The 23,682-nt window shown below is 66.5% G+C and carries 22 protein-coding genes, 1 other RNA gene and 1 riboswitch; of the genes, 21 read left to right on the forward strand and 2 right to left on the reverse strand.

Features of this window, described 5'->3' with window-relative positions:
• Positions 1-15: 15 nt before the first annotated feature.
• The 6 genes from WDB66_RS00520 (at position 16) to WDB66_RS00545 (ending at position 4,181) form a co-directional block, all read left to right on the forward strand.
• Entirely contained in the window at positions 16-609 is a 594-nt protein-coding gene (locus WDB66_RS00520; RefSeq protein ID WP_339396472.1) for a GNAT family N-acetyltransferase, read from the forward strand.
• A 2-nt stretch (positions 610-611) separates the two neighbouring features.
• A complete protein-coding gene (gene minC, locus WDB66_RS00525) occupies positions 612-1,394 on the forward strand; it encodes a septum site-determining protein MinC (RefSeq protein WP_339396473.1) in 783 nt (260 codons plus the stop codon).
• A gap of 137 nt (positions 1,395-1,531) precedes the next feature.
• Positions 1,532-2,341, forward strand: coding sequence for a septum site-determining protein MinD (gene minD, locus WDB66_RS00530; RefSeq protein ID WP_339396474.1), 810 nt, complete (start codon positions 1,532-1,534; stop codon positions 2,339-2,341).
• Between the two features lie 4 nt (positions 2,342-2,345).
• Positions 2,346-2,615, forward strand: a complete 270-nt coding sequence (minE, locus tag WDB66_RS00535) for a cell division topological specificity factor MinE (protein WP_339396475.1) — start codon at positions 2,346-2,348, stop codon at positions 2,613-2,615.
• A 191-nt stretch (positions 2,616-2,806) separates the two neighbouring features.
• Positions 2,807-3,298, forward strand: coding sequence for a hypothetical protein (locus WDB66_RS00540; RefSeq protein WP_339396476.1), 492 nt, complete (start codon positions 2,807-2,809; stop codon positions 3,296-3,298).
• A gap of 109 nt (positions 3,299-3,407) precedes the next feature.
• Positions 3,408-4,181, forward strand: a complete 774-nt coding sequence (locus WDB66_RS00545; RefSeq protein WP_339396477.1) for an oxygen-binding di-iron domain-containing protein — start codon at positions 3,408-3,410, stop codon at positions 4,179-4,181.
• 91 nt (positions 4,182-4,272) lie between these two features.
• On the opposite strand, the gene metB is transcribed toward WDB66_RS00545, so the two are convergent.
• Both metB and metX read right to left on the reverse strand, forming a co-directional pair.
• Positions 4,273-5,490 (reverse strand): cystathionine gamma-synthase, encoded by a 1,218-nt coding sequence (gene metB / locus WDB66_RS00550; protein ID WP_339396478.1) that lies wholly within the window; start codon positions 5,488-5,490, stop codon positions 4,273-4,275.
• Positions 5,487-6,533 carry a homoserine O-succinyltransferase MetX gene (metX, locus tag WDB66_RS00555; RefSeq protein WP_339396479.1) on the reverse strand — a complete coding sequence of 349 codons (1,047 nt, stop codon included), beginning with the start codon at positions 6,531-6,533 and terminating at the stop codon, positions 5,487-5,489. Before metX ends, metB begins: the two co-directional genes overlap by 4 nt.
• Before the next feature lie 96 nt (positions 6,534-6,629).
• Positions 6,630-6,747: riboswitch (SAM riboswitch) on the reverse strand.
• A 167-nt stretch (positions 6,748-6,914) separates the two neighbouring features.
• Between metX and rnpB the strand changes: the two genes are divergently transcribed.
• The 15 genes from rnpB to ftsZ all read left to right on the forward strand — a co-directional run bounded on the left by rnpB (position 6,915) and on the right by ftsZ (position 23,478).
• Positions 6,915-7,330: RNase P RNA component class A (gene rnpB / locus WDB66_RS00560), an RNA gene on the forward strand.
• 496 nt (positions 7,331-7,826) lie between these two features.
• A complete protein-coding gene (gene mraZ, locus WDB66_RS00565) occupies positions 7,827-8,273 on the forward strand; it encodes a division/cell wall cluster transcriptional repressor MraZ (protein ID WP_339396480.1) in 447 nt (148 codons plus the stop codon).
• Positions 8,274-8,275: 2 nt separating this feature from the next.
• Positions 8,276-9,214: a 16S rRNA (cytosine(1402)-N(4))-methyltransferase RsmH gene (rsmH, locus tag WDB66_RS00570; RefSeq protein ID WP_339396481.1), complete on the forward strand. Its 939-nt coding sequence runs from the start codon at positions 8,276-8,278 to the stop codon at positions 9,212-9,214.
• Entirely contained in the window at positions 9,211-9,480 is a 270-nt protein-coding gene (gene ftsL, locus WDB66_RS00575; RefSeq protein WP_339396482.1) for a cell division protein FtsL, read from the forward strand. Before rsmH ends, ftsL begins: the two co-directional genes overlap by 4 nt.
• Positions 9,477-11,396 (forward strand): peptidoglycan D,D-transpeptidase FtsI family protein, encoded by a 1,920-nt coding sequence (locus tag WDB66_RS00580; RefSeq protein ID WP_339396483.1) that lies wholly within the window; start codon positions 9,477-9,479, stop codon positions 11,394-11,396. The genes ftsL and WDB66_RS00580 overlap by 4 nt, the downstream gene beginning before the upstream one ends.
• A gap of 2 nt (positions 11,397-11,398) precedes the next feature.
• Positions 11,399-12,868 carry a UDP-N-acetylmuramoyl-L-alanyl-D-glutamate--2,6-diaminopimelate ligase gene (locus tag WDB66_RS00585; protein WP_339396798.1) on the forward strand — a complete coding sequence of 490 codons (1,470 nt, stop codon included), beginning with the start codon at positions 11,399-11,401 and terminating at the stop codon, positions 12,866-12,868.
• On the forward strand, positions 12,865-14,247 hold the full coding sequence (locus tag WDB66_RS00590) for a UDP-N-acetylmuramoyl-tripeptide--D-alanyl-D-alanine ligase (RefSeq protein WP_339396484.1): 1,383 nt from the start codon (positions 12,865-12,867) through the stop codon (positions 14,245-14,247). Before WDB66_RS00585 ends, WDB66_RS00590 begins: the two co-directional genes overlap by 4 nt.
• Complete coding sequence (gene mraY / locus WDB66_RS00595; RefSeq protein ID WP_339396485.1) at positions 14,237-15,316, forward strand: phospho-N-acetylmuramoyl-pentapeptide-transferase; 1,080 nt, start codon at positions 14,237-14,239, stop codon at positions 15,314-15,316. Before WDB66_RS00590 ends, mraY begins: the two co-directional genes overlap by 11 nt.
• Before the next feature lie 2 nt (positions 15,317-15,318).
• Positions 15,319-16,665: a putative lipid II flippase FtsW gene (gene ftsW / locus WDB66_RS00600; RefSeq protein ID WP_339396799.1), complete on the forward strand. Its 1,347-nt coding sequence runs from the start codon at positions 15,319-15,321 to the stop codon at positions 16,663-16,665.
• Positions 16,662-17,735 carry an undecaprenyldiphospho-muramoylpentapeptide beta-N-acetylglucosaminyltransferase gene (murG, locus tag WDB66_RS00605; protein WP_339396486.1) on the forward strand — a complete coding sequence of 358 codons (1,074 nt, stop codon included), beginning with the start codon at positions 16,662-16,664 and terminating at the stop codon, positions 17,733-17,735. The genes ftsW and murG overlap by 4 nt, the downstream gene beginning before the upstream one ends.
• Entirely contained in the window at positions 17,732-19,162 is a 1,431-nt protein-coding gene (murC, locus tag WDB66_RS00610; RefSeq protein WP_339396487.1) for a UDP-N-acetylmuramate--L-alanine ligase, read from the forward strand. Before murG ends, murC begins: the two co-directional genes overlap by 4 nt.
• Entirely contained in the window at positions 19,159-20,115 is a 957-nt protein-coding gene (locus WDB66_RS00615) for a D-alanine--D-alanine ligase (protein ID WP_339396488.1), read from the forward strand. The genes murC and WDB66_RS00615 overlap by 4 nt, the downstream gene beginning before the upstream one ends.
• Positions 20,112-20,960 (forward strand): cell division protein FtsQ/DivIB, encoded by an 849-nt coding sequence (locus WDB66_RS00620; protein WP_339396489.1) that lies wholly within the window; start codon positions 20,112-20,114, stop codon positions 20,958-20,960. The genes WDB66_RS00615 and WDB66_RS00620 overlap by 4 nt, the downstream gene beginning before the upstream one ends.
• Entirely contained in the window at positions 20,957-22,192 is a 1,236-nt protein-coding gene (ftsA, locus tag WDB66_RS00625; protein ID WP_339396490.1) for a cell division protein FtsA, read from the forward strand. The genes WDB66_RS00620 and ftsA overlap by 4 nt, the downstream gene beginning before the upstream one ends.
• Positions 22,193-22,278: 86 nt before the next feature.
• On the forward strand, positions 22,279-23,478 hold the full coding sequence (gene ftsZ / locus WDB66_RS00630) for a cell division protein FtsZ (protein ID WP_339396491.1): 1,200 nt from the start codon (positions 22,279-22,281) through the stop codon (positions 23,476-23,478).
• The last annotated feature ends 204 nt before the right edge of the window (positions 23,479-23,682 follow it).

Genomic DNA, 23,682 nt, shown 5'->3' on the forward strand with positions numbered 1-23,682 from the left:
TTTTCGGAGAGTGGAATGTCGATCCTCATCCGCGACGTGCGTGAGCACGAGCTGGATTCCATCCTTGCACTGAACAACGCCGCCGGCCCCACGATCCTGAAACTGGACCAGGCCCAGCTGGCGTTCTGCCATGACGAGGCCGCCTATTTCCGCGTGGCCGAGGTCGATGGCGCGGTGGTCGGTTTCCTGATCGCCTTCGACCAGGACAGCAGTTACCGCAGCAGCAATTACCTGTGGTTCAAGCAGCACTATCCGGCCTTCCTCTACATCGACCGGGTGGTGATCGCCAGCGCCCAGCGCGGCGCCGGCGTGGGCCGGGTGTTCTATGCCGACATCACCAGTTTTGCCGAAGTGCGCGCGCCGCTGCTGGCCTGCGAGGTGTTCCTGGAGCCACGTAACGATGTCGCGCTGGTGTTCCACGGCACCTACGGCTTCCAGGAAGTCGGGCAGCGGGTGATGGACGAAACCGGCCTGCGGGTGTCGATGCTGGCCAAGGAGCTGACCAGTTATCCGTGGGTGAAATCGCGTTGGCTCGATGGCCCCGGGTTGCCGGATGTGCCGTGGCTGGCGTCGCGTGAACACGATACCCGCGCCGTGGCCGAGGGCTGATGATGAGTGCTTCGATGCCGGATTTCGAACAGGCGGGCGAACTCAAGGTCGGTCAGGTCGGCATTGCCAACCTGCGCATCCGCACCCTGGACGTGGCGCGCCTGGGCGCGGAAATGCGTGAACGGGTGACGCGCGCGCCGAACCTGTTTGCCCGGGCGGCGGTGATCGTGGATTTCGGCGGCCTGTCGCAGGTGCCCGATGCCGCCATCGCACGGCAACTGCTGGACGAATTGCGCCATGCTGGCGTGCTGCCGGTGGCGCTGGCCTACGGTACCCGCGACAACGATGCGCTGGCGCAGGAACTGGGGCTGCCGCTGTTGGCGCGGTTCCGCGCGCAATATGAAACCAGCCCCGGCAGCGAGGCGGTGGCCGCGCCGGTGGTTGAAGCCACACCTGCCGCGCCGCCCGCTGCGGCCGCGGCACCGCCTGAATTGCCAGTTGCGGCAGCACCGGCGGCGGTATCGCTGATGCACACCACGCCGGTGCGCTCGGGCCAGCAGGTCTATGCCCAGGGCCGGGATCTGGTGGTCGCGGCCAATGTCGGTGCCGGTGCCGAGGTGATCGCCGACGGTTCGATCCACGTCTACGGCCCGCTCCGCGGTCGCGCCCTGGCCGGTGCGCAAGGCAATGAAAAAGCACGTATATTCTGCCGCGAGTTCCATGCGGAACTGGTCGCGATCGCCGGGCGTTACAAGGTGATCGAGGAAGTTCCGCAGGAGTTGCGCGGCAAGGCGGTGCAGGTCTGGCTGGAAGACGACAGCCTGCGCATGGCCGAGATCGCCTGAATGCGCGGGCCTGTGCTTTCCCGTTCCGGCCCGCATACCCGTTACGATCACAGTTGCGCGGGCCTGTTTCCCGCGACTCCCTTTCCGGCCCGGCGGGCACGCCGTTTCACCGGGCAACCCATTCGGAGAACACAGCTTTGACCCAGATCATCGTCGTCACGTCCGGCAAGGGCGGGGTAGGCAAGACCACCACCAGCGCGAGCCTGGCCTGTGGCCTGGCGCGGCACGGCAAGAAGACCGTCGTGATCGATTTCGACGTCGGCCTGCGCAACCTGGACCTGATCATGGGCTGCGAGCGGCGCGTGGTGTACGACTTCGTCAATGTCGTCAACGGCGAGTGCACGCTGAAGCAGGCGCTGATCAAGGACAAGCGCTTTGACAACCTGTTCGTGCTGGCCGCCTCGCAGACCCGCGACAAGGACGCGCTGGACAAGGACGGCGTCGGCAAGGTGCTGAAGGAGCTGGAGGAAGACGGCTTCGACTTCATCATCTGCGATTCGCCCGCCGGCATCGAGAAGGGTGCCTTCCTGGCGATGTACTACGCCGATACCGCAGTGGTGGTGGTGAACCCGGAAGTGTCCTCGGTGCGCGATTCAGACCGCGTGCTGGGCTTGTTGTCCTCCAAGACGCAAAAGGCCGAGCGTGGCGAGCGGGTCGAGGATTTCCTGTTGCTGACCCGCTACAACCCGGTGCGGGTGGAGAGCGGGGAGATGTTGTCGATCAAGGATGTCGAGGAAATCCTCGGGCTCAAGGTGCTCGGCGTGATCCCGGAATCGACCGATGTGCTCAACGCTTCCAACAAGGGCGAGCCGGTGATCCTGGACATGGAAACCCCGGCCGGACAGGCCTACGACGACGCGGTGGCGCGCCTGCTCGGACAGGAACGCGCGCTGCGATTCACCCAGGTGGAGAAGAAGGGTTTTCTCTCCAAGCTGTTCGGAGGCTGAGCCGATGGCGCTTTTCGATTTCCTGCGGCCGAAGAAAGACACCGCCAGCATCGCCAAGAACCGCCTGCGCATCCTGATCGAACAGGAGCGCAGTGACAGTGGTGGCCCGGATTACCTGCCGGTGATGCGGCGCGAGCTGCTGGAAGTGATCCGCCGCTACGTCAGTGTCGATCTGGATGCGGTCAAGGTGGATCTGCTCAAGGACGGCGACCACGATGTGCTGGACATCTCGGTATCGCTGCCGGAAAAACCCGGCCCGGCCGGCGCCGTCTGAGCCCACTGCAACATCTCGTCCGCCTGCGCGTCCTGCGCCCGGGTGGCGACAGCACGGGCTGATGCATCCATCTTGCTGCCATCACGGCAGGACAGCGCATCGGATGCGCTCGTGTCATCCCAGTGCTGCGGCCCGGCAGCCCTTTCCCGCCGCATGGCGCGGAAATGATCTTTCCGGAGTGAACCTGCACCGTGGCAGGCAATGAAGATTCCATCCTGACTCTGGCCGATATCGCCTTCGACGATGCCGCCGCGCTGCTGGCCGGCTTCGGGCTGGAACTGGTCGCGGTGCCCGCCGAGGCTCCGATTCCCGGCAGTTACTGGGGCGAGCCGGAAGCGGGCATCATCGCGCAGCGGGTCTACGTGCGGCCGGATACGCCGGTGCATTCGATGCTGCACGAAGCCTGTCACCTGATCGTGCTGCCACCCGAGCGCCGTGCGCAGGTGCATACCGATGCCACCGATTCGATCGCCGAAGAAGACGCCACCTGCTATCTGCAGATCCTGCTTGCCGAACGACTGCCGGGCGTGGGCAGCGCCCGCCTGATGGCGGATATGGATGCCTGGGGCTACAGCTTCCGCCTCGGTTCGGCGCAGTCCTGGTTCGAGCGCGATGCCGACGATGCGCGGCAGTGGTTGCAGCAGAACCTGCCAGGCTTCCCCAATTGTGAAGTTTTGCAATAAAGTGCGACTGCATCGGGTTTGGCCCGATGCTTTGCGCAGGATCAAGCCGCAGCCGGAACTGCGGCCGACAATGCCCGATTGCATTCAACAACAATGATGGCGGAATCTGATGGCCAATGTGCTCTTTGAAAGCGGCGATCATCGCTGCGTGGTGTTCAACGACCTGGTGCGCAGCGATGATGGCGTGCAGGCCAACCAGTTCCTGGTGACACACAACGGTGCTTCGGCGCTGATTGATCCGGGCGGTGCGCTGCTCTATACGCCGTTGTCGATGGCGATGAGCAAGTATGTGCAGCCCAAGGATCTGACCTGGTTGCTGGCCTCGCATCAGGATCCGGACATCATCGGCGCCGCCGACCGCTGGCTGATGTACACCCAGGCCACGGTGGTGTGTTCCAAGCTGTGGGGGCGTTTCGTGCCGCATACGGTGCCGCACTACCAGCAGAACGCCGGGCAGGAGCGCTACATGCTGCTGCCCGACGAGGGCGGCCGGATTCCGATGGGTGACAACTATCTGGTAGCGCTGCCGGCGCACTTCCTGCACTCGGTCGGCAATTTCAGTTTCTATGATCCGGTCAGTCGCATCCTGTTCTCCGGCGACGTCGGCGCCTCGATGATCGCCAGCGGCGAGCCGTACCGGATGGTCGAGGATTTCGCCGAACACCGGCCGAAGATGGAAGGCTTCCACCGCCGCTACATGGCGTCCAACAAGGTGGCGAAGCTGTGGTGCGACATGGTGCGCGCGATTGATCCGGACATCATCGTGCCGCAGCACGGCCTGCCGATGCGCGGCCAGGTCAAGACCCAGTTCCTGGACTGGCTGTCCAAGCTGGAGTGCGGCATCGATCTGCTTGGCCCGGCCAATTACCGGTCGCTGGTCTGATCGGGTAATTCCGCGCCGATGATCGGCGCTGCACCACACGGGTTTTCTTCAGCGCCCGGTGCCATCCGCACCGGGCGCCGTGTTTTTGGCGTCAGCCCGAGGCCGCATCACGGGACGCACCGGCCCGGAGGGCGCGTTCCAGCGCGTTCGCCAGATCCTGTGCCAGATCCTGCGCGGCTTCGATGCCGACCGACAGGCGCAGCAGGCCGTCACCGATTCCGGCCCGCGCGCGCGCTTCGGGCGGCATCGCGGCATGGGTCATCGAGGCCGGGTGCGCAACCAGGCTTTCGACCCCGCCGAGTGATTCGGCCAGGGTGAAATGTTCCAGCCCGTCGAGGAAGGCGCGCACGGCGGGCTCGCCACCGTGGATGTCGAAGCTGATCATCGCGCCGAAACCGCGTTGCTGTCGTGCCGCCAGCGCGTGGCCCGGGTGGCTGGTACGACCGGGGAAATGCACCGCCGCGACGGCCGGGTGCGCCGCCAGCAGATTCGCCAGTTCCGTCGCGTTTTCCTGATGCACGCGCAGCCGGGCATCCAGCGTGCGCAGCCCGCGCAGGGTCAGGAAACTGTCGAACGGGGAGCCGGTCAGGCCCAGCGCATTGGCCCACCACACCAGTTTTTCGTGCAGCCCGGCATCAGCGGCGACCACCGCGCCGCCGACCACATCGCTGTGACCGTTGATGTACTTGGTGGTCGAGTGCACCACGACATCCGCGCCGAGTGTGATCGGGGTTTGCAGCACCGGCGACAGGAAGGTGTTGTCGGCCACCACCAGCGCGCCGGCGCGGTGCGCGGCTTCAGCCACGAAGCGGATGTCGGTGACGCGCAGCAGCGGGTTGGAAGGGGTTTCGATCCAGACGATTTTCGGTGAACGGGCCAATGCCGCGGCCAGTGCGCGTGGATCGGTGAAATCGATCGTGTCCAGTTCGAAATGGCCCTTGTCGGCCAGCGCATTGAACAGCCGCCACGAGCCGCCGTAACAATCGTGCGGAACCACCAGACGCTCGCCGGGCTGGAGCAGTTGCAGCACCAGCGTAATCGCGGCCATGCCGGTGGACACCACCACACCGCCGGCGCCGCCTTCCAGTTCCGCCAGCGCATCGCCGAGCAGGTCACGGGTGGGGTTGCCGCTGCGGGTGTAATCGTATTTGCGCTTGCCGCCGTAGCCGTCGAAGCTGAAGTTGCTCGACAGCACGATCGGCGGCACCACGGCGCCATGGGCGGCATCGGTGTCGATGCCCGAACGCACGGCGGCCGTGGTCGGATGACGCAGGCGGGTGGTGTCGGGGCAGGGGGTCGTGGTGCTCATGCGGCATCACTCCGGGTCAGGGCTTCGGTCAGGATCGCGCCGATGCGCGATTCCTCTTTCAGAAAGGCGTCATGGCCGTACAGTGACTCGATCCGGTGCAGCCGGCTGCGGCCGCGCAGGCCTTCGGCCAGGGTGAACAGATCGGCTTCCGGCACGATCTGGTCCTCGCGTACCGCAACCAGATCGGTCGCCACGCTGATCGACGACGGGTCCACGTCCTGCAGATCGATGGATTCGGACAGGCGCAGATAGGCGGTGGGGCAGAAACGCGCGACGAACTTCGGCCCAATCGCATCGAAATAGTCCTCGACCACGAAACGCGCCTGCGCCGGTTCCACCTGCGGCGCGGCCGCGAAACGCTGCTCGAACTCGCGATCGCTGCGGTAGCCGATCACCGCCAGCGCGCGCGCCAGCGCCAGCGCCTCGCGCACGCCGCCCTCGCTGCGGCCCAGCGCCACGATGCGGCGCTGGATCACGCGCAACGCGGTGACCTGCGGGTGTGAACGGTGCGCGCCGCTGATCGCCACCAGCCGGCCCAGCCGAGCCGGATGGCGTGCCGCGAAATGCAAGCCGACCATGGCGCCGTACGAGGCGCCGACATACGCCCGCAACCGAGCGATGCCAAGATGATCGAGCAGCGCCGCGATCGCGTCGGCCTGGTCGGCCGGATCGATGCAGGCATCCAGACTGCCATCGGCACCGAGCCAGTCGATCGCCAGCACGCGGTGTCGGAGAGTATCGATTGCGCGCTGCGGGCCGACCTGCGCCTGCCACCAGCCCGGTTCGGAAAAGTGTTCGCTCGATGCGACATGGCGGTGCGCGGAAATACCGCCCTGCACCACGACCACCGGCGAACCAGCGCAACCCTGCATCTCCCAGGCCACCTGCACCCGGCGGATGCCGGCGTGGCGCATCGCCAGGGTCAGGTCGCGCACACCGCGTGTGGCAGGCAACACCGGCGTGGTCGGACAGCAGGTGGATGGATCAATCGCGGCCAGCGAGGCCGGATCGTGCGCGGGACAGGAGGCGGGGGAGAAACTCATCATCGTGCTCCGGAGCGGTTGCGGGTGATCCCGGCAAGTCCTGTGGCTCGGAGGCGATGTCGCGGCGGTGCGGAAAACCAGAAGAACGCTACCGGCGACCCATCTTCCGGAAGGCGCTGCGCGCCAGCCGCAGGATTTGGCACCGAACAGGATTTGCATCCTGTGGGTTGCCCCGGCATCAAAGGGCCTGTCCCTCCGCCGGTCTTGATGGGATTTCGGAGCGGATTCTGCCCGCCCTCCAGGCAGGTGTCAATCGCTTTATTCGGATGAAGCGATTTATCTGTTCTGAGGGAATGCCTGGCAGCTGCGTGCACGTGCTCGGCTGAACGCGCATCACCGGCGCTGCGCGGCAGGGTGGCGGTGCGCGTACAATGCGCCGGCGGAGTCGGCCAGACAGTCGCGGCATCGGCAACGGTGTCGAGGAAAGTCCGGGCTCCAAAGGGCACGGTGCCAGGTAACGCCTGGGCGGCGCGAGCCGACGGAAAGTGCAACAGAGAGCAGACCGCCGAACGGCCCTGCCGCTGCGAGGGCACTGCCGGACGCAAGTCCGGCCAAGTGCCACCGCACCGCCGAAGGCGGAGGCAGGGTGCGTGGCAAGGGTGAAACGGTGCGGTAAGAGCGCACCGCGAGTCTGGCAACAGACCGGCACGGCAAACCCCACCGGGAGCAAGACCAAATAGGGACCTCATGGCGCGGCCCGCGTCGGGTCCGGGTAGGTTGCTTGAGCGCATCGGTGACGGTGCGCCCAGAGGAATGACTGTCCACGACAGAACCCGGCTTATCGGCCGGCTCCGCACTTCATCTCACGCGTCGATGAACCTCTGTCATGGCCTGAGGCGTGACAGAGGTTCACCGACGCGGCCGACATCGCTGGCCTGACGCAATACGGCCAGCAACCGGCCACAACGGCCAATCCGCCGGAAGCGAGGCCGGCGTCCCGGCCGGCTCCACACCCTGATCAATGACGGCGCCCGCGGTCCTGCTGCGGGCGTTGTGCTGTCTGCGGTTCGCGCAATCGCGCGCATCGGCAAGCTGTGAAGCGCGTCTCGCTGTGCAGCGTGGAAATCTGAGCGGCGCGCAGCCTCTTCTGAAGCCACTCTTTACGATTGTCCGCTAAATGCATGTATTGAATGGTGTTTGTCTGCGCCTGCGTGGGCCGGGGAAAAATATCAATCGCACCAATCGCTTGCGCCGCCCGGGCTGCATGAAATCCACGGTTGACACGGCTTTGAGCGATGCTAATGTGGCGCTTAGTAGGAATTTATGGGATTTCGTGGTTTTTTGTGGGGAATCATGTTCCAGGGCGAAACCTCCATCACGATCGACGACAAGGGCAGGCTGGCGATTCCGACGGCCTACCGGGAGTTCGTTGCGCGCGAGTGTGGCAATCGCCTGGTGGTGACTTACCACCCCTACGAGGCTGGTTGCCTGTGGCTGTTTCCGCAGGGCGAATGGGAGAAGGTGCGCGACAGTGTCAGCCCGCTTCCGCAGGCCGTGCCCGGCCATCGCCTGTTGCAGATGAAGCTGATCGGTGCGGCGACCTTCGTGGAGCCGGACGGCGCCAGCCGCATCCTGCTGCCTTCCAGCCACCGCACCACCACCGGCATCGGCAAGAAGGCGGTGCTGATGGGGATGGGCAACAAGCTGGAAATCTGGAGCGAACAGGCGCATCTGGCGCAAATCCAGAAGATCATCGGCGAGGCGGATCTCAGCCCGGCGATGCTGGAACTGGTGCTCTAGCCATGGGCACGGGATCGGACTTCACGACCCCCGCCCATGTCCCGGTGCTGTTTGCGGAGGCGCTCCACGCCCTCGCGGTACGACCGGACGGGAGGTATCTGGACGGCACCTTCGGCCGCGGCGGGCACGCCCGCGCGGTGCTGGAAAAGCTCGGCCCCGACGGACGGCTGCTGCTGATGGACAAGGATCCGGACGCCATCGCCGTGGCACATGAGCGCTTCGGTGCCGATCCGCGCGTGGCGATCCGCCAGGCCAGCTTCGCTACGCTGGCCGATTGGGACGAAACTGTGGCAGGTCTGGATGGCGTGCTGCTGGATCTGGGCGTGTCCTCGCCACAACTGGACGAGGCTCGGCGCGGTTTCAGTTTCCAGCACGATGGCCCGCTGGACATGCGGATGAATCCGGATACCGGCCAGAGCGCTGCCGATTTCCTTGCCCAGGCCGATGAAAAGACCATCGCCGATGTGCTCTGGCTGTACGGCGAGGAGCGCATGAGCCGCCGCATCGCGCGTGCCATCGTGGTGCGCCGCACCGAAGCGGCGCTGACCACGACCGCACAGCTGGCCGATCTGGTGGCCGCCACCATTGGTCGCCGCGAGCCGGGCAAGCATCCGGGCACGCGCACCTTTCAAGCGCTGCGGATCCACGTAAACAGTGAACTGGACGATCTGCGCGAAGGTCTGGATGCGGCACTTGAACAATTGCGCCCGGCTGGCCGGCTGGCGGTGATCAGCTTCCATTCGCTTGAGGACCGCATCGTCAAACAGTTCATCGCCGGCCACGCGCGTGCACCGGCTGGCAACCGTCGCCTGCCGGAAGTTGCCGTCTTCGTTCCGAAACTGCGCGCCATCGGCGGCGCGGTGATGGCCAGCGAAGAAGAATTGGCGCGCAACCCGCGTGCCCGCAGCGCGGTGCTGCGTTGTGCGGAGAAGCTGGCATGAGCCTGCGCCTGCTCGGCATCTCGCTGCTGACCCTGGTGCTGGTGGCCAGTGCCATCGGCGTGGTGCACAGCCGCCACCAGCATCGCCTCGCGTTCGCCGAACTGTCGCGGCTGGAGCGCGTGCGCGACGAGCTCAATATCGATTTCGACCGCCTGCAGATCGAGATCGCGACGCTGGCCGATATCGCGCGGATCGAGCAGCAGGCGATGCGCCAGCTCGATATGCGCTTTCCCGAAGCCGCTGATGTCGTAGTGGTGAAGCCATGAGCCGCCGGCGCGACAGCCGCATCGGCGGCAAGGGCAATATGCCGCGCCCACGCGCCCGCGCGGTCGATACGCGCGGGCGGATGAAGGTCGTGGCCGGCGTGCTCGGGCTGTGCTGCGCTTCGCTGGTGGCGCGCGCGGTCGATCTGCAGTTGCTGCACAACGATTTCTACCAGCGCGAAGGCGACGCGCGCTTTCTGCGTGATCTGCCGATTGCCGCCTCGCGCGGCATGATCACCGACCGCAATGGCGAGCCGCTGGCGGTGTCCAGCCCGGTGGATTCGATCTGGGTCAATCCGCGTCTGCTGCTGGAGCACGAACGCGCGCATCGGCAGGAACTGGCCGAGGACGCATCCGCGCCAGCGGAAGACAACGCGCCTGCTAAAAAGAAGAAGTGGAAGCACGTCGACTGCATTGGTGAGTTGGCTGCGGCGCTGGAGATTGCGCCGCCGGTGCTGCGCGAGCGTCTGGAGGGCCGTGCCGACAAGGAATTCATCTGGCTGCGCCGGCATGTGAATCCGGATCAGGCCGAGGCGATTCTGGCGGTGGATGTGCCGGGGTTGTCGTCACAGCGCGAATTCCGTCGCTTCTATCCGCTCGGTGAAGTGGCCGCGCATGTGCTGGGCTTCACCAATATCGACGACAAGGGCCAGGAAGGGCTGGAACTGGCCTATGACGAATGGCTGACCGGCAAGCAAGGAACCAAGCGCGTGATCCGCGATGGCGAAGGCCGCCAGGTGGCGAGCGTTGATCTGCTGCAGGCGGCCGAACCGGGCCGTCCGCTGGCGCTGTCGATCGACCGCCGCCTGCAACATCTGGCGCACCGCGCGCTGGGCAAGGCGATGAAGGACAACGCCGCCGAAACCGGTTCCATCGTGGTGCTGGACGTGAACACCGGCGAAGTGCTGGCGATGGTCAACCATCCCAGCTACAACCCCAATTCGCGCGAAGGTTCCACTCCGCAGTCGCGCCGCAACCGCGCCGTCACCGACGTGTTCGAACCCGGTTCCACGTTCAAGACCTTCATCGTCGGCGCCGCGCTGGAAACCGGCAAGGTGACGCCGGATACCCCAATCGAAACCTGGCCCGGTACGATGCAGGTGGCCGGCCACACGGTGCGTGACGTGCGCAATTTCGGCACCGTTTCGCCAACCCGGCTGCTGACCAAATCCAGCAACGTCGGCGTCGTGAAGCTGGCGATGGAGATGCCCTCCGAACATATCCACGACGTGCTGCGCCGCTTCGGCTTCGGTGAGCTGACCGGCATCGGATTCCCAGGCGAGGCGGGCGGCGTACTGCCGTCGCCGCGCAACTGGGGCACCTTGCCGAAGGCGACGATCTCGTTCGGATACGGGATTTCCGTGACCGCGTTGCAGCTGGCGCAGGCCTATGCCGTGATCGGCAATGGCGGGCGCCTGGTGTCGCCGAGCTTTCTCAAGGATCCGGAGCCGCAGGCGCGGGCGGTGATCGATCCGGATATCGCGCAGGATTTGCTGGACATGCTGGAAACCGTAATCGGGCCAGAAGGCACGGCGCGGCGTGCGGCCATTTCCGGTTATCGCGTGGCGGGCAAGAGCGGCACCTCGCGCAAGGCCGCCGGCGGCGGTTACGACCGGCGCTATGTCAGCCTGTTCGCCGGCCTGGTGCCGGCCAGCAATCCGCGCTTTGCCGTGGTGGTGGTGATCGACGATCCGCGCAGCACCGATGCCAACGGCAACCAGGTGTATTACGGCGGTGCGGTGGCCGCGCCGGTGTTCCACGATGTCATGGATGGCGCGCTGCGCATCATGGACGTGCAACCCGACGATGTGCAGCAGTGGTATGTGGCCGCGCCGCGCCCGGCCTTGCCGCCGCCGGCACCGGGTGCGCTGCCGCCGGAAGCCGAGTCGGTGCCGGATCTGTTCGAGGGCACGCCATGAGCATGCGACTTGACCACTTGTTGCAGGACATCGCACCGGCGCCGGCACCGGAGTTGGCTGGATTGGAGCTGGCCGGGCTGACGCTGGACAGCCGTCAGGTTGCGCCCGGCAGTGCCTTCGTCGCCTTGCCGGGGCTGCGTGGGCATGGCCTGGCATTCGCTGCCGAGGCGCAGCGCCGGGGGGCGGCTGCCGTACTGTATGACGCGCCGCCGCCGGATATCCAGCCGCCGCACGGTGCGCTGCCGGTGCCGGGTTTGCGTTCGCAGCTGGGCCGCATCGCAGACCGGTTCTTCGGTGCGCCTTCGCAGGCACTGCGCGTGGTCGGCGTCACCGGCACCAATGGCAAGACCTCCACCGTGCAATTGCTGGCCCAGGCGTTGACCGCCGCCGGACATCGCGCCGGCAGCATCGGCACGCTGGGCACCGGTTTCCCCGGCGAGTTGCGCGAAAGCGGCCACACCACGCCGGATGTGATCGCGGTGCACGCTGCGCTGGCGTCGATGCGCGATGCTGGCGCCACCGATGTGGTGATGGAAGTGTCCTCGCACGCGCTGGATCAGGGCCGCGTGGATGCGGTGCGTTTCCAGATTGCCGTGTTCACCAACCTGAGCCGCGATCATCTCGATTACCACTCCGACATGGCCGCCTACGGCGCAGCCAAGGCGCGCCTGTTCGCCTGGCCGGAGCTGAAGGCGGCGGTCATCAATCTGGATGACACCTTCGGCGCCGCACTGGCTGCCGAACTGCCGCCGACGGTGGAACAGGTCGGCGTCAGCAGTCGCGGGGCGGAAGCTGCACGTTTGTGCGCCGAAAATATCGAGCCTTCCGCTGCTGGAATCAGCTTCGATCTGGTGCGTGGTACGCAGCGCGCATCGGTGCGCAGCCCACTGCTGGGCCGTTTCAATATCGACAACCTGCTGGCCGTGGCCGGTGTGCTGGAAGCCTTCGGCTGGCCGCTGCACCAGATTGCGGCGGCGCTTGCGGATCTGCAGCCGGTACCCGGCCGCATGGGCCGGCTCGGTGGCGATGGCCGCCAGCCGCTGGTGGTGGTGGACTACGCCCATACCCCCGATGCGCTGGAACAGGCGCTGGCCAGCCTGCGTGAACACACCGCCGGGCGGCTGCTGTGCGTATTCGGCTGCGGTGGCGAGCGCGATGCCGGCAAACGCCCGCAGATGGCGGCGATTGCGCAGGCGCGCGCCGATGCGGTGCTGGTGACCGACGACAATCCGCGCGGTGAGGATGGCGATGCGATCGTCGCCGACATCCTTGCCGGCTTCAGCGACCGCAGCATCGTGAGTGTGGAGCGCGATCGTGCCCGCGCCATCGCGCGCGCCATCGGCCAGGCGCAGCCCGGCGATACCGTGCTGATCGCCGGCAAGGGTCATGAGCCGTATCAGGAAATCGCCGGCGTGCGGCATCCCTTCGATGACCGCACCATTGCCGCGCAGATGCTGGAGGGCAGGGCATGAAGCCGTTGCCCCTGAGCACGCTGGCCACCTGGTGCGATGCCCGCCTGCATGGTGAGGACACCACGGTGCACGCGATTGGCAATGACACCCGCCGCTTGCAGCCGGGCAGTCTGTATGTCGCGCTGCGCGGCGAGAACTTTGACGGCCACGATTTCTGTGCTGCGGCGATGCAGGCTGGCGCTGCGGCATTGCTGGTGGCGCAGGAAATGCCGCTGCCTCTGCCGCAACTGGTCTGCGCCGATCCGCTGCGTGCGCTGGGCCGGATCGCCGCCGGTCTGGCCGCCACCCGCGCCACGCGCGTGATCGGCATCACCGGCAGCAGCGGCAAGACCACGACCCGAACCCTGTTGCACTCGATCCTGCAGCGCCCCGATGCGCGCATCTGGTCCAACCCCGGCAACCACAACAACGAGATCGGCCTGCCGCTGGCGCTGATCGCACAGCCGGAAGATGCGCGCATCGGCATTTACGAAATGGGCGCCGGTGCACCGGGCGACATCGCCTGGCTGGCCGGCATCGCGCGCCCGCACATCGCGCTGGTGACCAATATCGCGCCAGCGCATCTGGAACGCATGGGCAGCCTGCTCGGCATCGCCGACACCAAGGCGGCGATTTTCGATGCGCTGCCGGCCGACGGCATCGCCGTGGTCAACGCTGACGATGCCTTCGCACCGTATTTCATCGAACGTGCCGGTACGCGCCAGGTGATCCGCTACGCGCTGGATGCCAGCGCCGAAGTCGTGGCCGAGGCGGTCGAGGAAGGTGAACACGGCAGCCGCTTCCTGCTGCGCAGCCCGTGGGGCCAGGTGTGGATCGAGCTGCCGTTGCCGGGCCGCCATCAGATTTCCAACGCGCTGGCGGCGGCCACGTTGGCCATGGCCGCCGGCGCTTCGCTGCAGGACGTGTCCGAGGGCCTGATGCAAGCCCGTGGCGTGCCCGGCCGGCAGCAGCCGCATCAACTTTCCAGCGGCGCGTTGCTGCTGGACGACAGTTACAACGCCAACCCCGGCTCGGTCGCGGCCGCGATCGCGCTGCTGGCCACGCAGGCCAAGGCGCGCGACGCGCAGGCCTGGCTGGTGCTGGGCGATATGCGCGAGCTTGGGCCCGGTGCGGCGGTGCTGCATGCGGAAGTCGGCCAGCGTGCACGCGAGGCCGGACTGGCGCGGGTGCTCAGTGTCGGAGAGATGAGCCGGCACGCGGTGCAGGCCTTCGGCGTGGGTGGCGAACATTTCGCCGATCAGGCAGCGCTGGTGCAGCGGCTGCGGGGATTGCTGGCGCCGGATGTGGTGTGCCTGGTCAAGGGTTCGCGCGGCAGTCGGATGGATCGTGTGGTGGCGGCGCTGACCGGCGTCGGAGAGGAGGACGGTCATGCTGCTTGAACTGACTCGCCGGCTGAAGGAGCTGGACGATTTCTTCGCATTGTTCGACTACATCACGGTGCGCGCGATCCTGGCGACGCTGACCGCGCTGGTGCTGGCACTGTGGCTGGGGCCGACGGTGATCCGCCGGCTGGCGGCGCTGAAAGGCCAGCCGATCCGCAGCGATGGGCCGCAGTCGCACCTGTCCAAGGCCGGCACCCCGACGATGGGTGGCGCGCTGATCCTGTTCTCGGTATCGGCCGCGACCCTGCTCTGGGGCGATTTGCGCAATCGTTATGTCTGGCTGGTGCTGGCGGTGCTGCTGGGCTTCGGCCTGATCGGCTGGCTGGACGACTGGATCAAGGTCGCAAAGCGCGATCCGAAGGGCCTGCGCTCGCGTACCAAGTATCTGTTGCAGTCGATTTTCGGGCTGGCCGCCGGCGTGTTCCTGTTCGCCACCGCCGATGCAGCTTCCAACACCACGCTGTATCTGCCGCTACTGAAAAACGTGGCGATTCCACTTGGTGCCGGGCTGGTGGTGATCGCGTATTTCTGGGTCGTCGGGTTTTCCAATGCAGTCAATCTGACCGATGGCCTGGACGGGCTGGCGATCATGCCCTGCGTGCTGGTGGCCGGTGGTCTGGGTGTGTTCGCCTATGTCTCCGGCCATGCGCAGTTCGCCGCCTATCTGCAGATCCCGGCGGTGCCCGGTGCCGGCGAACTGGCGATCATCTGCGCGGCCATCGGTGGCGCCGGGCTGGGCTTCCTGTGGTTCAACACCTATCCGGCGCAGGTCTTCATGGGCGACATCGGCGCGCTGGCGCTGGGAGCGGCGCTGGGCGCCATTGCCGTGATCGTGCGGCAGGAGCTGGTACTGGTGATCATGGGTGGCATCTTCGTGATCGAAACGCTGTCGGTGATGGTGCAGGTGGCCAGCTTCAAGCTGACCGGCAGGCGCGTGTTCCGGATGGCACCGATCCACCACCACTTCGAGCTCAAGGGCTGGCCCGAGCCGCGCGTGATCGTGCGTTTCTGGATCATCACCGTGGTGCTGGTGCTGGTCGGTCTTGCGACGTTGAAGGTGCGCTGATGATTCCGGACCGTTTCAGGCAGGCTTTCCGCCTCGACGAGATCGAGGGGCGCTACGACACCGTGCTGCTGGGCACGGTCGCAGCGCTGATCGTGATCGGCGTGGTGATGGTGGCGTCGGCCTCGGTCGGCGTGGCCGAGCGGCTTGGGCAGGGGCCTTCGTATTTCCTGATCCGCCATCTGGTGTTCCTGACGATGGGGCTGGTGCTTGCGGCGGTGATCGCACGCGTGGAACTGCGTTACATCGAGCGCCAGGGCCAGCGACTGCTGCTGCTGGCGATGCTGTTGCTGGTGCTGGTGTTGCTGCCGGGTATCGGGCGCGAGGTCAACGGCGCGCAGCGCTGGCTGAATCTGGGCGTGTTCGGATTCCAGGTGGTGGAGGCGGTCAAGCTGCTGCTGATCGTGTGGCTGGCCAGCTATCTGGTGCGCCATCGCGAGCAGGTGCAGAACCAGTGGTGGGGCCTGTTCAAGCCGATTGGCATCGCCGGGGTGATGGTGATGCTGCTGCTGTTCCAGCCGGATTTCGGCTCGGCCCTGCTGATCTGCGCGATTGTGGGCGGCATGGTGTTCCTCGGCGGGGTGCGGATCAGGAATCTGGTGCTGCCCGTGCTGGTGATCCTGCCGATGATGGTGCTGCTGGCGATGAGCGAGCCGTACCGGGTGCGGCGCCTGACCTCGTTTCTCGACCCGTGGTCGGATCCTTTCGACAAGGGTTTCCAGTTGACCCAGGCGCTTATCGCGATCGGGCGTGGCGAATGGTTCGGCGTGGGGCTGGGTTCCAGCATCCAGAAGCTGTCGTTCCTGCCCGAGGCGCATACCGACTTCATTTTCGCGGTGATCGCGGAAGAAACCGGATTCTTCGGCGTGCTGGTGATCGTCGGGCTGTTTGCGCTGCTGGTCGGACGTGCCTTCTGGCTCGGGTTGGTGGCGATGGACGTCAAGCGCGTGTTCGCCGGCTACTGCGCCTTTGGCGTGGCGCTGGCGCTGGGCTTGCAGGCGTTCGTGTCGATCGGCGTGAATCTGGGCCTATTGCCGACCAAGGGCCTGACCCTGCCGCTGATTTCCTCGGGCGGTTCCAGTGTGCTGATGACCTGCGTGGCGATCGGTCTGCTGCTGCGGATCAGTTACGAGGTGGACTTCGTCCAGCGCAAGGTCGCGCGCATCCGTGAAAACGCGGACCAGCTGCCGCAGCCCAGCGGCGATGACGTGATTCCCGCCGTGGCCGGTGCCAGTGCGCCGCTGCCGCAGGGCACGGCACCGCGAGCTGCGCCGGCACGTCCGCGTGCGCCGGAACCCGAGCCCGCGCCGCCGCGTGGACGCGTGGAACCGACCTTGGGAGTGCTGGGATGAGTGCACCGGTGGCCATTCTTGCCGGCGGCACCGGCGGACACATCTTCCCGGGTCTGGCGGTGGCGCAGGTATTGCGCGAACGCCAGGTGCCGGTGCTGTGGATCGGCGCGCGCGGCCGTATGGAAACCACGCTGGTGCCGGCGCAGGGTTTCCCGATCGAGGAAATCGATATCGCCGGCATTCGTGGCCGTGGCGCAGCAGCGCTGCTGCTCGGCCCGCTGCGCGTGCTGCGCGCGGTATGGCAGGCGCGTGCGGTGCTGAAGCAGGCGCGACCGCGTGCGGTGATCAGTTTCGGTGGCTATGCCGCCGGCCCGGCCGGTCTGGCTGCGTGGCTGGCGCGGATTCCGCTGCTGGTGCACGAACAGAACAGCCGCCCCGGCGTCACCAACCGGGTGCTGTCGCGCCTGGCGCGACGCGTGTTGCAGGCTTTCCCGGCGAGTTTCCCAGAGAAGCTGCGGGCGCAGACCGTGGGCAATCCGGTGCGGGCGCAGATCGCACAACTGCCGCCGCCGGCCGCGCGCATGGCCGGCCGCGAAGACGTCGTGCGGATGCTGGTGCTGGGCGGTAGCCAGGGCGCGCGGGCCTTGAACCGCGATGTGCCGGCGGCGCTGGCGGCGCAGGGCGTGGCGCTGGATGTCCTGCACCAGTGCGGTGAACAGAACGTCGCGGCGGCCACCCAGGCCTATGCCGACGCCGGTGTCGCAGCCCGGATCGAACCGTTCATCGCCGACATGGCGCAGGCCTATGCCTGGGCCGATCTGGTGGTGTGCCGTGCCGGTGCGCTGACGCTGGCGGAAGTCTGCGCGGCCGGTATCGGCAGCGTGCTGGTGCCACTGCCCAGTGCCGCTGACGATCACCAGACCTGGAATGCCGAATACCTGGTCGAACACGGCGCTGCGGTGCGGGTCGCCGAAGGTGCCGATTTCGTGCCACGCCTGGCCGAACAGATCCGTGTGCTCGCCAGCGATGCCGGCCTGCGTCTTGCCCGCGCCGAGGCTGCGCGCGCGCTGGCACGTGTCGCCGCCGCCAACGACGTGGCCGACGCCATCCTTGCCGAGGCCCGCCCATGAAGCGCCTGCACACCGACGCCGATTTCACCCGCGCCTTCCGCCGCGTGCACTTCGTGGGCATCGGCGGGGTCGGCATGAGTGGCATCGCCGAGGTGCTGTGCACGCTGGGCTACACCGTGTCCGGTTCGGACCAGAATCCGTCGCGCGCCACCGCACGCCTGATCGCGGCCGGCGCACAGGTGCATTTCGGCCACGATGCCGCGCATGTGGAAGGCGCCGATGTGGTGGTCGTGTCCAGCGCCATCAGTGCCGACAATCCGGAACTGCGTGCGGCCCGTTCGCGCCGCATCCCGGTGGTGCCGCGTGCCGAAATGCTGGCGGAACTGATGCGCTTCCGGCGCGGCATCGCGGTGGCCGGCACGCATGGCAAGACCACCACCACTAGCCTGATCGCCAGTGTGCTCAGCGAAGGCGGGCTGGATCCGACCTTCGTGATCGGCGGCCAGTTGCTGTCGGCCGGCGCCAATGCGCAGCTGGGCAGCGGCGACTGGCTGGTGGCCGAGGCCGACGAGAGCGATGGCTCCTTCCTGCGCCTGACACCGCTGATCGCGGTGGTCACCAATATCGACATCGACCACCTGGAAAACTACGAAGGCGATTTCGGCCGCATGCGCAGCGCGTTCGAGGAATTCCTGCACCGCCTGCCGTTCTACGGCCTGGCGATCCTGTGCCTGGATGATCCGAACGTACGCGAACTGGCCGAGCGCGTGCAGCGCCATGTGCTGACCTACGGCCACACCGAGGATGCCCAGGTGCGTGCGCTGGAAGTGGAACAGGACGGCCCGCGCACCCGCTTCCAGCTGCTGTTGCCGGAACTGCCGCCGCAGCCGGTGACGCTGAACATGCCGGGCCGGCACAACGTGCAGAACGCGCTGGCCGCCGCCGCGGTGGGCTGGCAGCTCGGGGTCGAACAGGACGCCATCGTGCAGGCGCTGGAAACCTTCCAGGGCATCGGCCGGCGTTTCAACCTGCTCGGTGAATTGCGCCTGCCCGGCGATGTGCGGGTGCAGGTGGTCGATGATTACGGCCATCACCCGCGCGAGCTGGCGGCGGTGTTCGAAGCGGCGCGTTCCGGTTGGCCGGAGCGGCGACTGGTGGTGGCGTTCCAGCCGCACCGTTACAGCCGCACGCGTGATCTGCTGGATGATTTTTCCGCCGTGCTGTCGGAGGTGGACGCGTTGCTGCTGACGGAGGTCTACCCGGCCGGCGAAGCGCCGATTCCCGGCGCCGATGCGCGTGCGCTGGCACGTGCGATCCGCGCTCGCGGCCGCATCGATCCGGTGCTGGTGGCGCATCCGCGCGAACTGATGGAAGCCCTCGAAGGCGTCGCTGTCGATGGCGATCTGGTGATCCTGGCCGGCGCCGGCGACATCGGCCAGGCGGCGCAGGACATCGTGGCCCGCATTGCGCAGGAGGGCGCCGCATGAACATCGCAGCGGAACGCATCACCGATCCCGCCGTCTTCGGCCGCGTTGCGGTGCTGCTGGGTGGCGATACCAGCGAGCGCGAAGTGTCGTTGAATTCCGGCGCCGGCGTGCTGGAGGCGCTGCGTGCGCGTGGTGTGGATGCCGCTGCGGTGGATGGCGTGCCGGCATTGCTCGAATCGCTCCAGGCCGGGCATTTCGGCCGTGTATTCAATATCCTGCACGGCGGTGCCGGCGAGAACGGCATCGTGCAGGGACTGCTGGATGCCTTGCAGGTGCCATACACCGGTTCCGGCGTGCTTGGCAGCGCGCTGACCATGGACAAGATCCGCACTAAACAGGTCTGGTTGTCCGAAGGTCTGCCGACACCACGCTACGAACGTCTGCCGAAGGGCGCCGATCTGCGAGCCGCCGCCGAGCGACTGGGGTATCCCGTATTCGTCAAACCCTCGTCGGAGGGTTCCAGTGTTGGCGTGTTCCGGGTGCTGTCCGAAGCCGAACTGGCGTCGGCAATCGAATTCGCCGCGTCGTATCCGGGCGAGCTGTTGATGGAACAGATGGTGCGCGGCGACGAATTGACCGTCGGCATCCTCGGCGATGTCGCGCTGCCGTCGGTGCGCATCGTGCCGGCCGGCGAGTGGTACGACTACCAAGCCAAATACATCGCCGACGACACCCAATACCTGTGCCCAGGCCTGGAAGGCGATGATGAGGCCGAAGTGCGTAGCCTCGCGTTGCGCGCATTCCGTGCCGCCGCCTGCCACGGCTGGGGCCGGGTCGACGTGATGCGCGACCGCGAACGTGGCTTGCAATTGATCGAGGTGAACACCGCGCCGGGCATGACCAGTCATTCGCTGGTGCCCAAGGCCGCCGCGGCGCTGGGTATCGATTTCCCGTCGCTGTGCTGGCGCGTGCTGGAAACCAGCCTGCCGCACGCAGCGGAGGAGCGGCGATGAGCGGCCTGATCCGTATCTTCGCCTGGGTGCTGGCGCTGGGTCTGGCGGCATTGCCGGTGGTCGCGGTGCTGAACGGCTGGATGGCACCGGACCGTTGGCCGGTCCGCCATCTCCAGGTCACGGCCGAATACCAGCGTGTCAGCGCCGAACAGATCCGCAGCGTGGTCGCAGCCCAGGTCGGGCGCGGCTATTTCGATACCGATCCGGCGCGCATCCACGCCGCATTGGCCGGCTTGCCTTGGGTGGAATCGGTGCAGGTGCGCAAGCGCTGGCCGGACCAGATCGATGTGGTGCTGGTCGAATACCGTGCCGTCGCACATTGGGGACAGGAGCGGCTGATTTCCGCTCAGGGCCAGCTGTTCACCACGCCCGGCGCCGCTGAACTTCAAGGTCTGCCGCAGCTGGATGGCCCGGATGACCGTATCGAAGAAGTGATGGCCTTCCACGACAGCGCGCAGCAGCAGCTGGCCGGCATCGGCCTTTCCCTTAAAGGCGTGCGGCTGTCGCAGCGTGGCAGCTGGAGCCTGCAACTGGGCAACGGCGCCAGCATCGTCGTGGGCCGCACCGCGCTGCCGCAGGCGCGTCTGGGCCGCCTGGTGCGGGTCTTGCCGCAACTGCTGGAAGGCGAACGCCGCCCATTCGAGCGCATCGATCTGCGCTACACGAACGGGTTCGCGATTGCGTGGGGGGAGCCGGGGGTGGGAAATCGGGAGTCGGGAATGGAAAAAGTCTCGCCATCCATGACCCGCACACTCGATTTCGCCCCAACCCCCATCGCTGCCAGCCAACCCGCTTTTACGAATCCCGATTCCCGACTCCCCATTCCCGGCCCCTCAACATCATGAACCGCAAAGGCGACAAATCCCTTATCGTGGCTCTGGATATCGGCACTTCCCGGGTCAAGGCGCTGGTCGGCGAATACTCGCCCGGCGGCCCGGTCGAGGTGATCGGCATCGGCAGCCACGCGTCCAACGGACTCAAGCGCGGCGTGGTGGTGGATATCGAATCCACCGTCAACGCGATCCAGCGCGCGATCGAAGAAGCCGAATCCATCGCCGCCTGCGAGATCCGCAGCGTCTACGCCTCCATTTCCGGCAGCCACACCCATTGCCTCAACTCGCCCGGCATCGTGCCGATCCGCGATGGCGAGGTCACCTGGGGCGACATGGAGCGGGTACTGGAAGCGGCCAAGGCGGTCGCAGTGCCATCCGATCAACGCATCCTGCATGCAATCCCGCAGGAATACAGCGTCGACAACTCGCAGGAAGGCATCCGCCACCCGGTCGGCATGTCCGGCGTGCGGCTGGAAGTGCGCGCGCATCTGGTGCTGTGCGCGCTCTCGGCGGCGCAGAACATCAGCAAATGCGTGAACCGCTGCGGCCTTCAGGTCGATGAGCTGGTGCTTGGTGCGCTGGCCTCCAGCCAGTCGGTGCTGACCGATGATGAAAAGGATCTGGGTGTGGCATTGGTCGATATCGGCGCCGGCACCACCGACATCGTGGTGTTTGCACAGGGCTCGATCCGCCATACCGCCTCGTTGCCGATTGCCGGCGACCAGGTCACCGGCGACATCGCCCACATGCTGCGTACCCCGACCCCGCACGCCGAGGAGATCAAGGTGCGCTACGCCTGTGCGCTGGCACAGCTGGCCACGGCCGAGGAAAGCATCCAGGTGCCCAGCGTCGGCGACCGCCCGCCGCGCCGCCTCGCGCGCCAGTCGCTGGCCGAAGCGGTGCAGAGCCGCTACGAGGAAATCTTCGAAATGGTCCAGGCCGAACTGGAGCGCGCCGGCTACGCGCCGATGATCCGCGCCGGCCTGGTGCTGACCGGTGGCGCGGCCAAGATGGAAGGCGTCACCGAACTGGCCGAGGAAATGCTGCACATGCCGGTGCGCATCGGCATCCCGCAATACATCGAAGGCGTGAGTGAGGTCATCGGCAATCCCGAATATGCCGCCGGCGCCGGCCTGCTGCTGTGGGGCAGTAGGCACGAACAGCAACGCCGCCCGGCACTGGGCAGCAGCCGCGTCGGCGGCTTCTGGTCGCGGGTGCGCAACTGGTATCGCGGAGAGTTCTGAAGGAATTGAGGCCCGGGAGGGTCTCGTGGGCAGTGGGAAAACAGGGTTGTCGGGTTTGTAATTTCAGGGTCATGGAGGAAGCAAAAATGGCATTTGAACTGGTTGAAAGTGTTGCGCCCAACGCGGTGATCAAGGTCGTGGGCGTGGGCGGCGGCGGCGGCAACGCCGTATGCCACATGGTCAATTCACAGCTGGAGGGCGTGGAATTCATCTGCGCCAATACCGATTCCCAGGCGATCCGCAACGCCGGTGCGCGTCAGGTGCTGCAACTGGGCAACAGCGTCACCAAGGGTCTGGGCGCCGGTGCCAACCCGGAAGTCGGCCGTCAGGCCGCGCTTGAGGACCGCGAGGAAATCATCGCTGCGCTGGAAGGTGCCGACATGGTGTTCATCACCGCGGGCATGGGCGGCGGTACCGGCACCGGCGCCGCGCCGGTTGTCGCACAGCTGGCCAAGGAAATGGGCATCCTGACCGTGGCCGTGGTGACCAAGCCGTTCCCGTTCGAAGGCCGACGCCGGATGCAGGTCGCGCTGAAGGGAATCGAGGAACTGAGCCACCACTGCGATTCGCTGATCACGATTCCGAATGAGAAGCTGATCTCGGTGCTGGGCCGGGAAATCACCATGGTGCAGGCCTTCCGCGCCGCCAATGACGTGCTGCAGGGCGCGGTGCGCGGCATCGCCGACCTGATCGTGCGTCCGGGCCTGATCAACGTCGACTTCGCCGACGTTCGCACTGTGATGAGCGAGATGGGCATGGCGATGATGGGCAGCGGCTCCGGCCGTGGAGAAGAACGGGCGATGGAAGCGGCGGAAAAGGCCGTCAGCAACCCACTGCTGGATGATGTGAACCTGTCCGGTGCCAACGGCATCCTGGTCAACATCACCGCCGGCCCGGATTTCACGATGCGCGAATTCGACGAAGTCGGCCGCACCGTTGAGGAGTACGCTTCCGAAGACGCCACCGTGGTCATTGGCACCGTGCTGGACCCGGATATGCAGGACGAGGTCCGCGTCACCGTGGTGGCCACCGGCCTCAACCGTGCTGTGGCACAGAAGCCGGTCCGTACCCCGGAGCGAGAAACCTCGCCCCCGCTGCGTCCGGTGCCTTCGCTGCGCAATCCCGGTGCGGTGCATGTGCCGCACCCGGCAACGGCGGCGGCAGGTGCTGTTGCGGCAGCGATTCCCAGCACTCCGGCCCGCGCCCAGGTGGAGCCGGCGGGCAATGCCGCTGCGGCGATCGACTATCTGGATATCCCCAGCTTCCTGCGTCGCCAGGCTGACTGATGGCGTGCCCATGGCCGCGCGCCTTGACCGGCGTTCAGCGGCCATGGGTTCCAATGGGCGGGATCGGCCCCAGCTTCCAAGGGGAGCGACATATCCGGCGGTGCCTCGGACGCCGCCGGAATTTCGTGCATGTCACCGCCAGTCTGACAGCATGATGTTGCAAAAAAGAGACAAAACTGTGGGGCATTTGCCGAAAGTTTGTGC

Origin of the sequence: Denitratimonas organivorans (assembly GCF_037478135.1) — a bacterium.
Lineage (GTDB): Bacteria > Pseudomonadota > Gammaproteobacteria > Xanthomonadales > Xanthomonadaceae > Denitratimonas.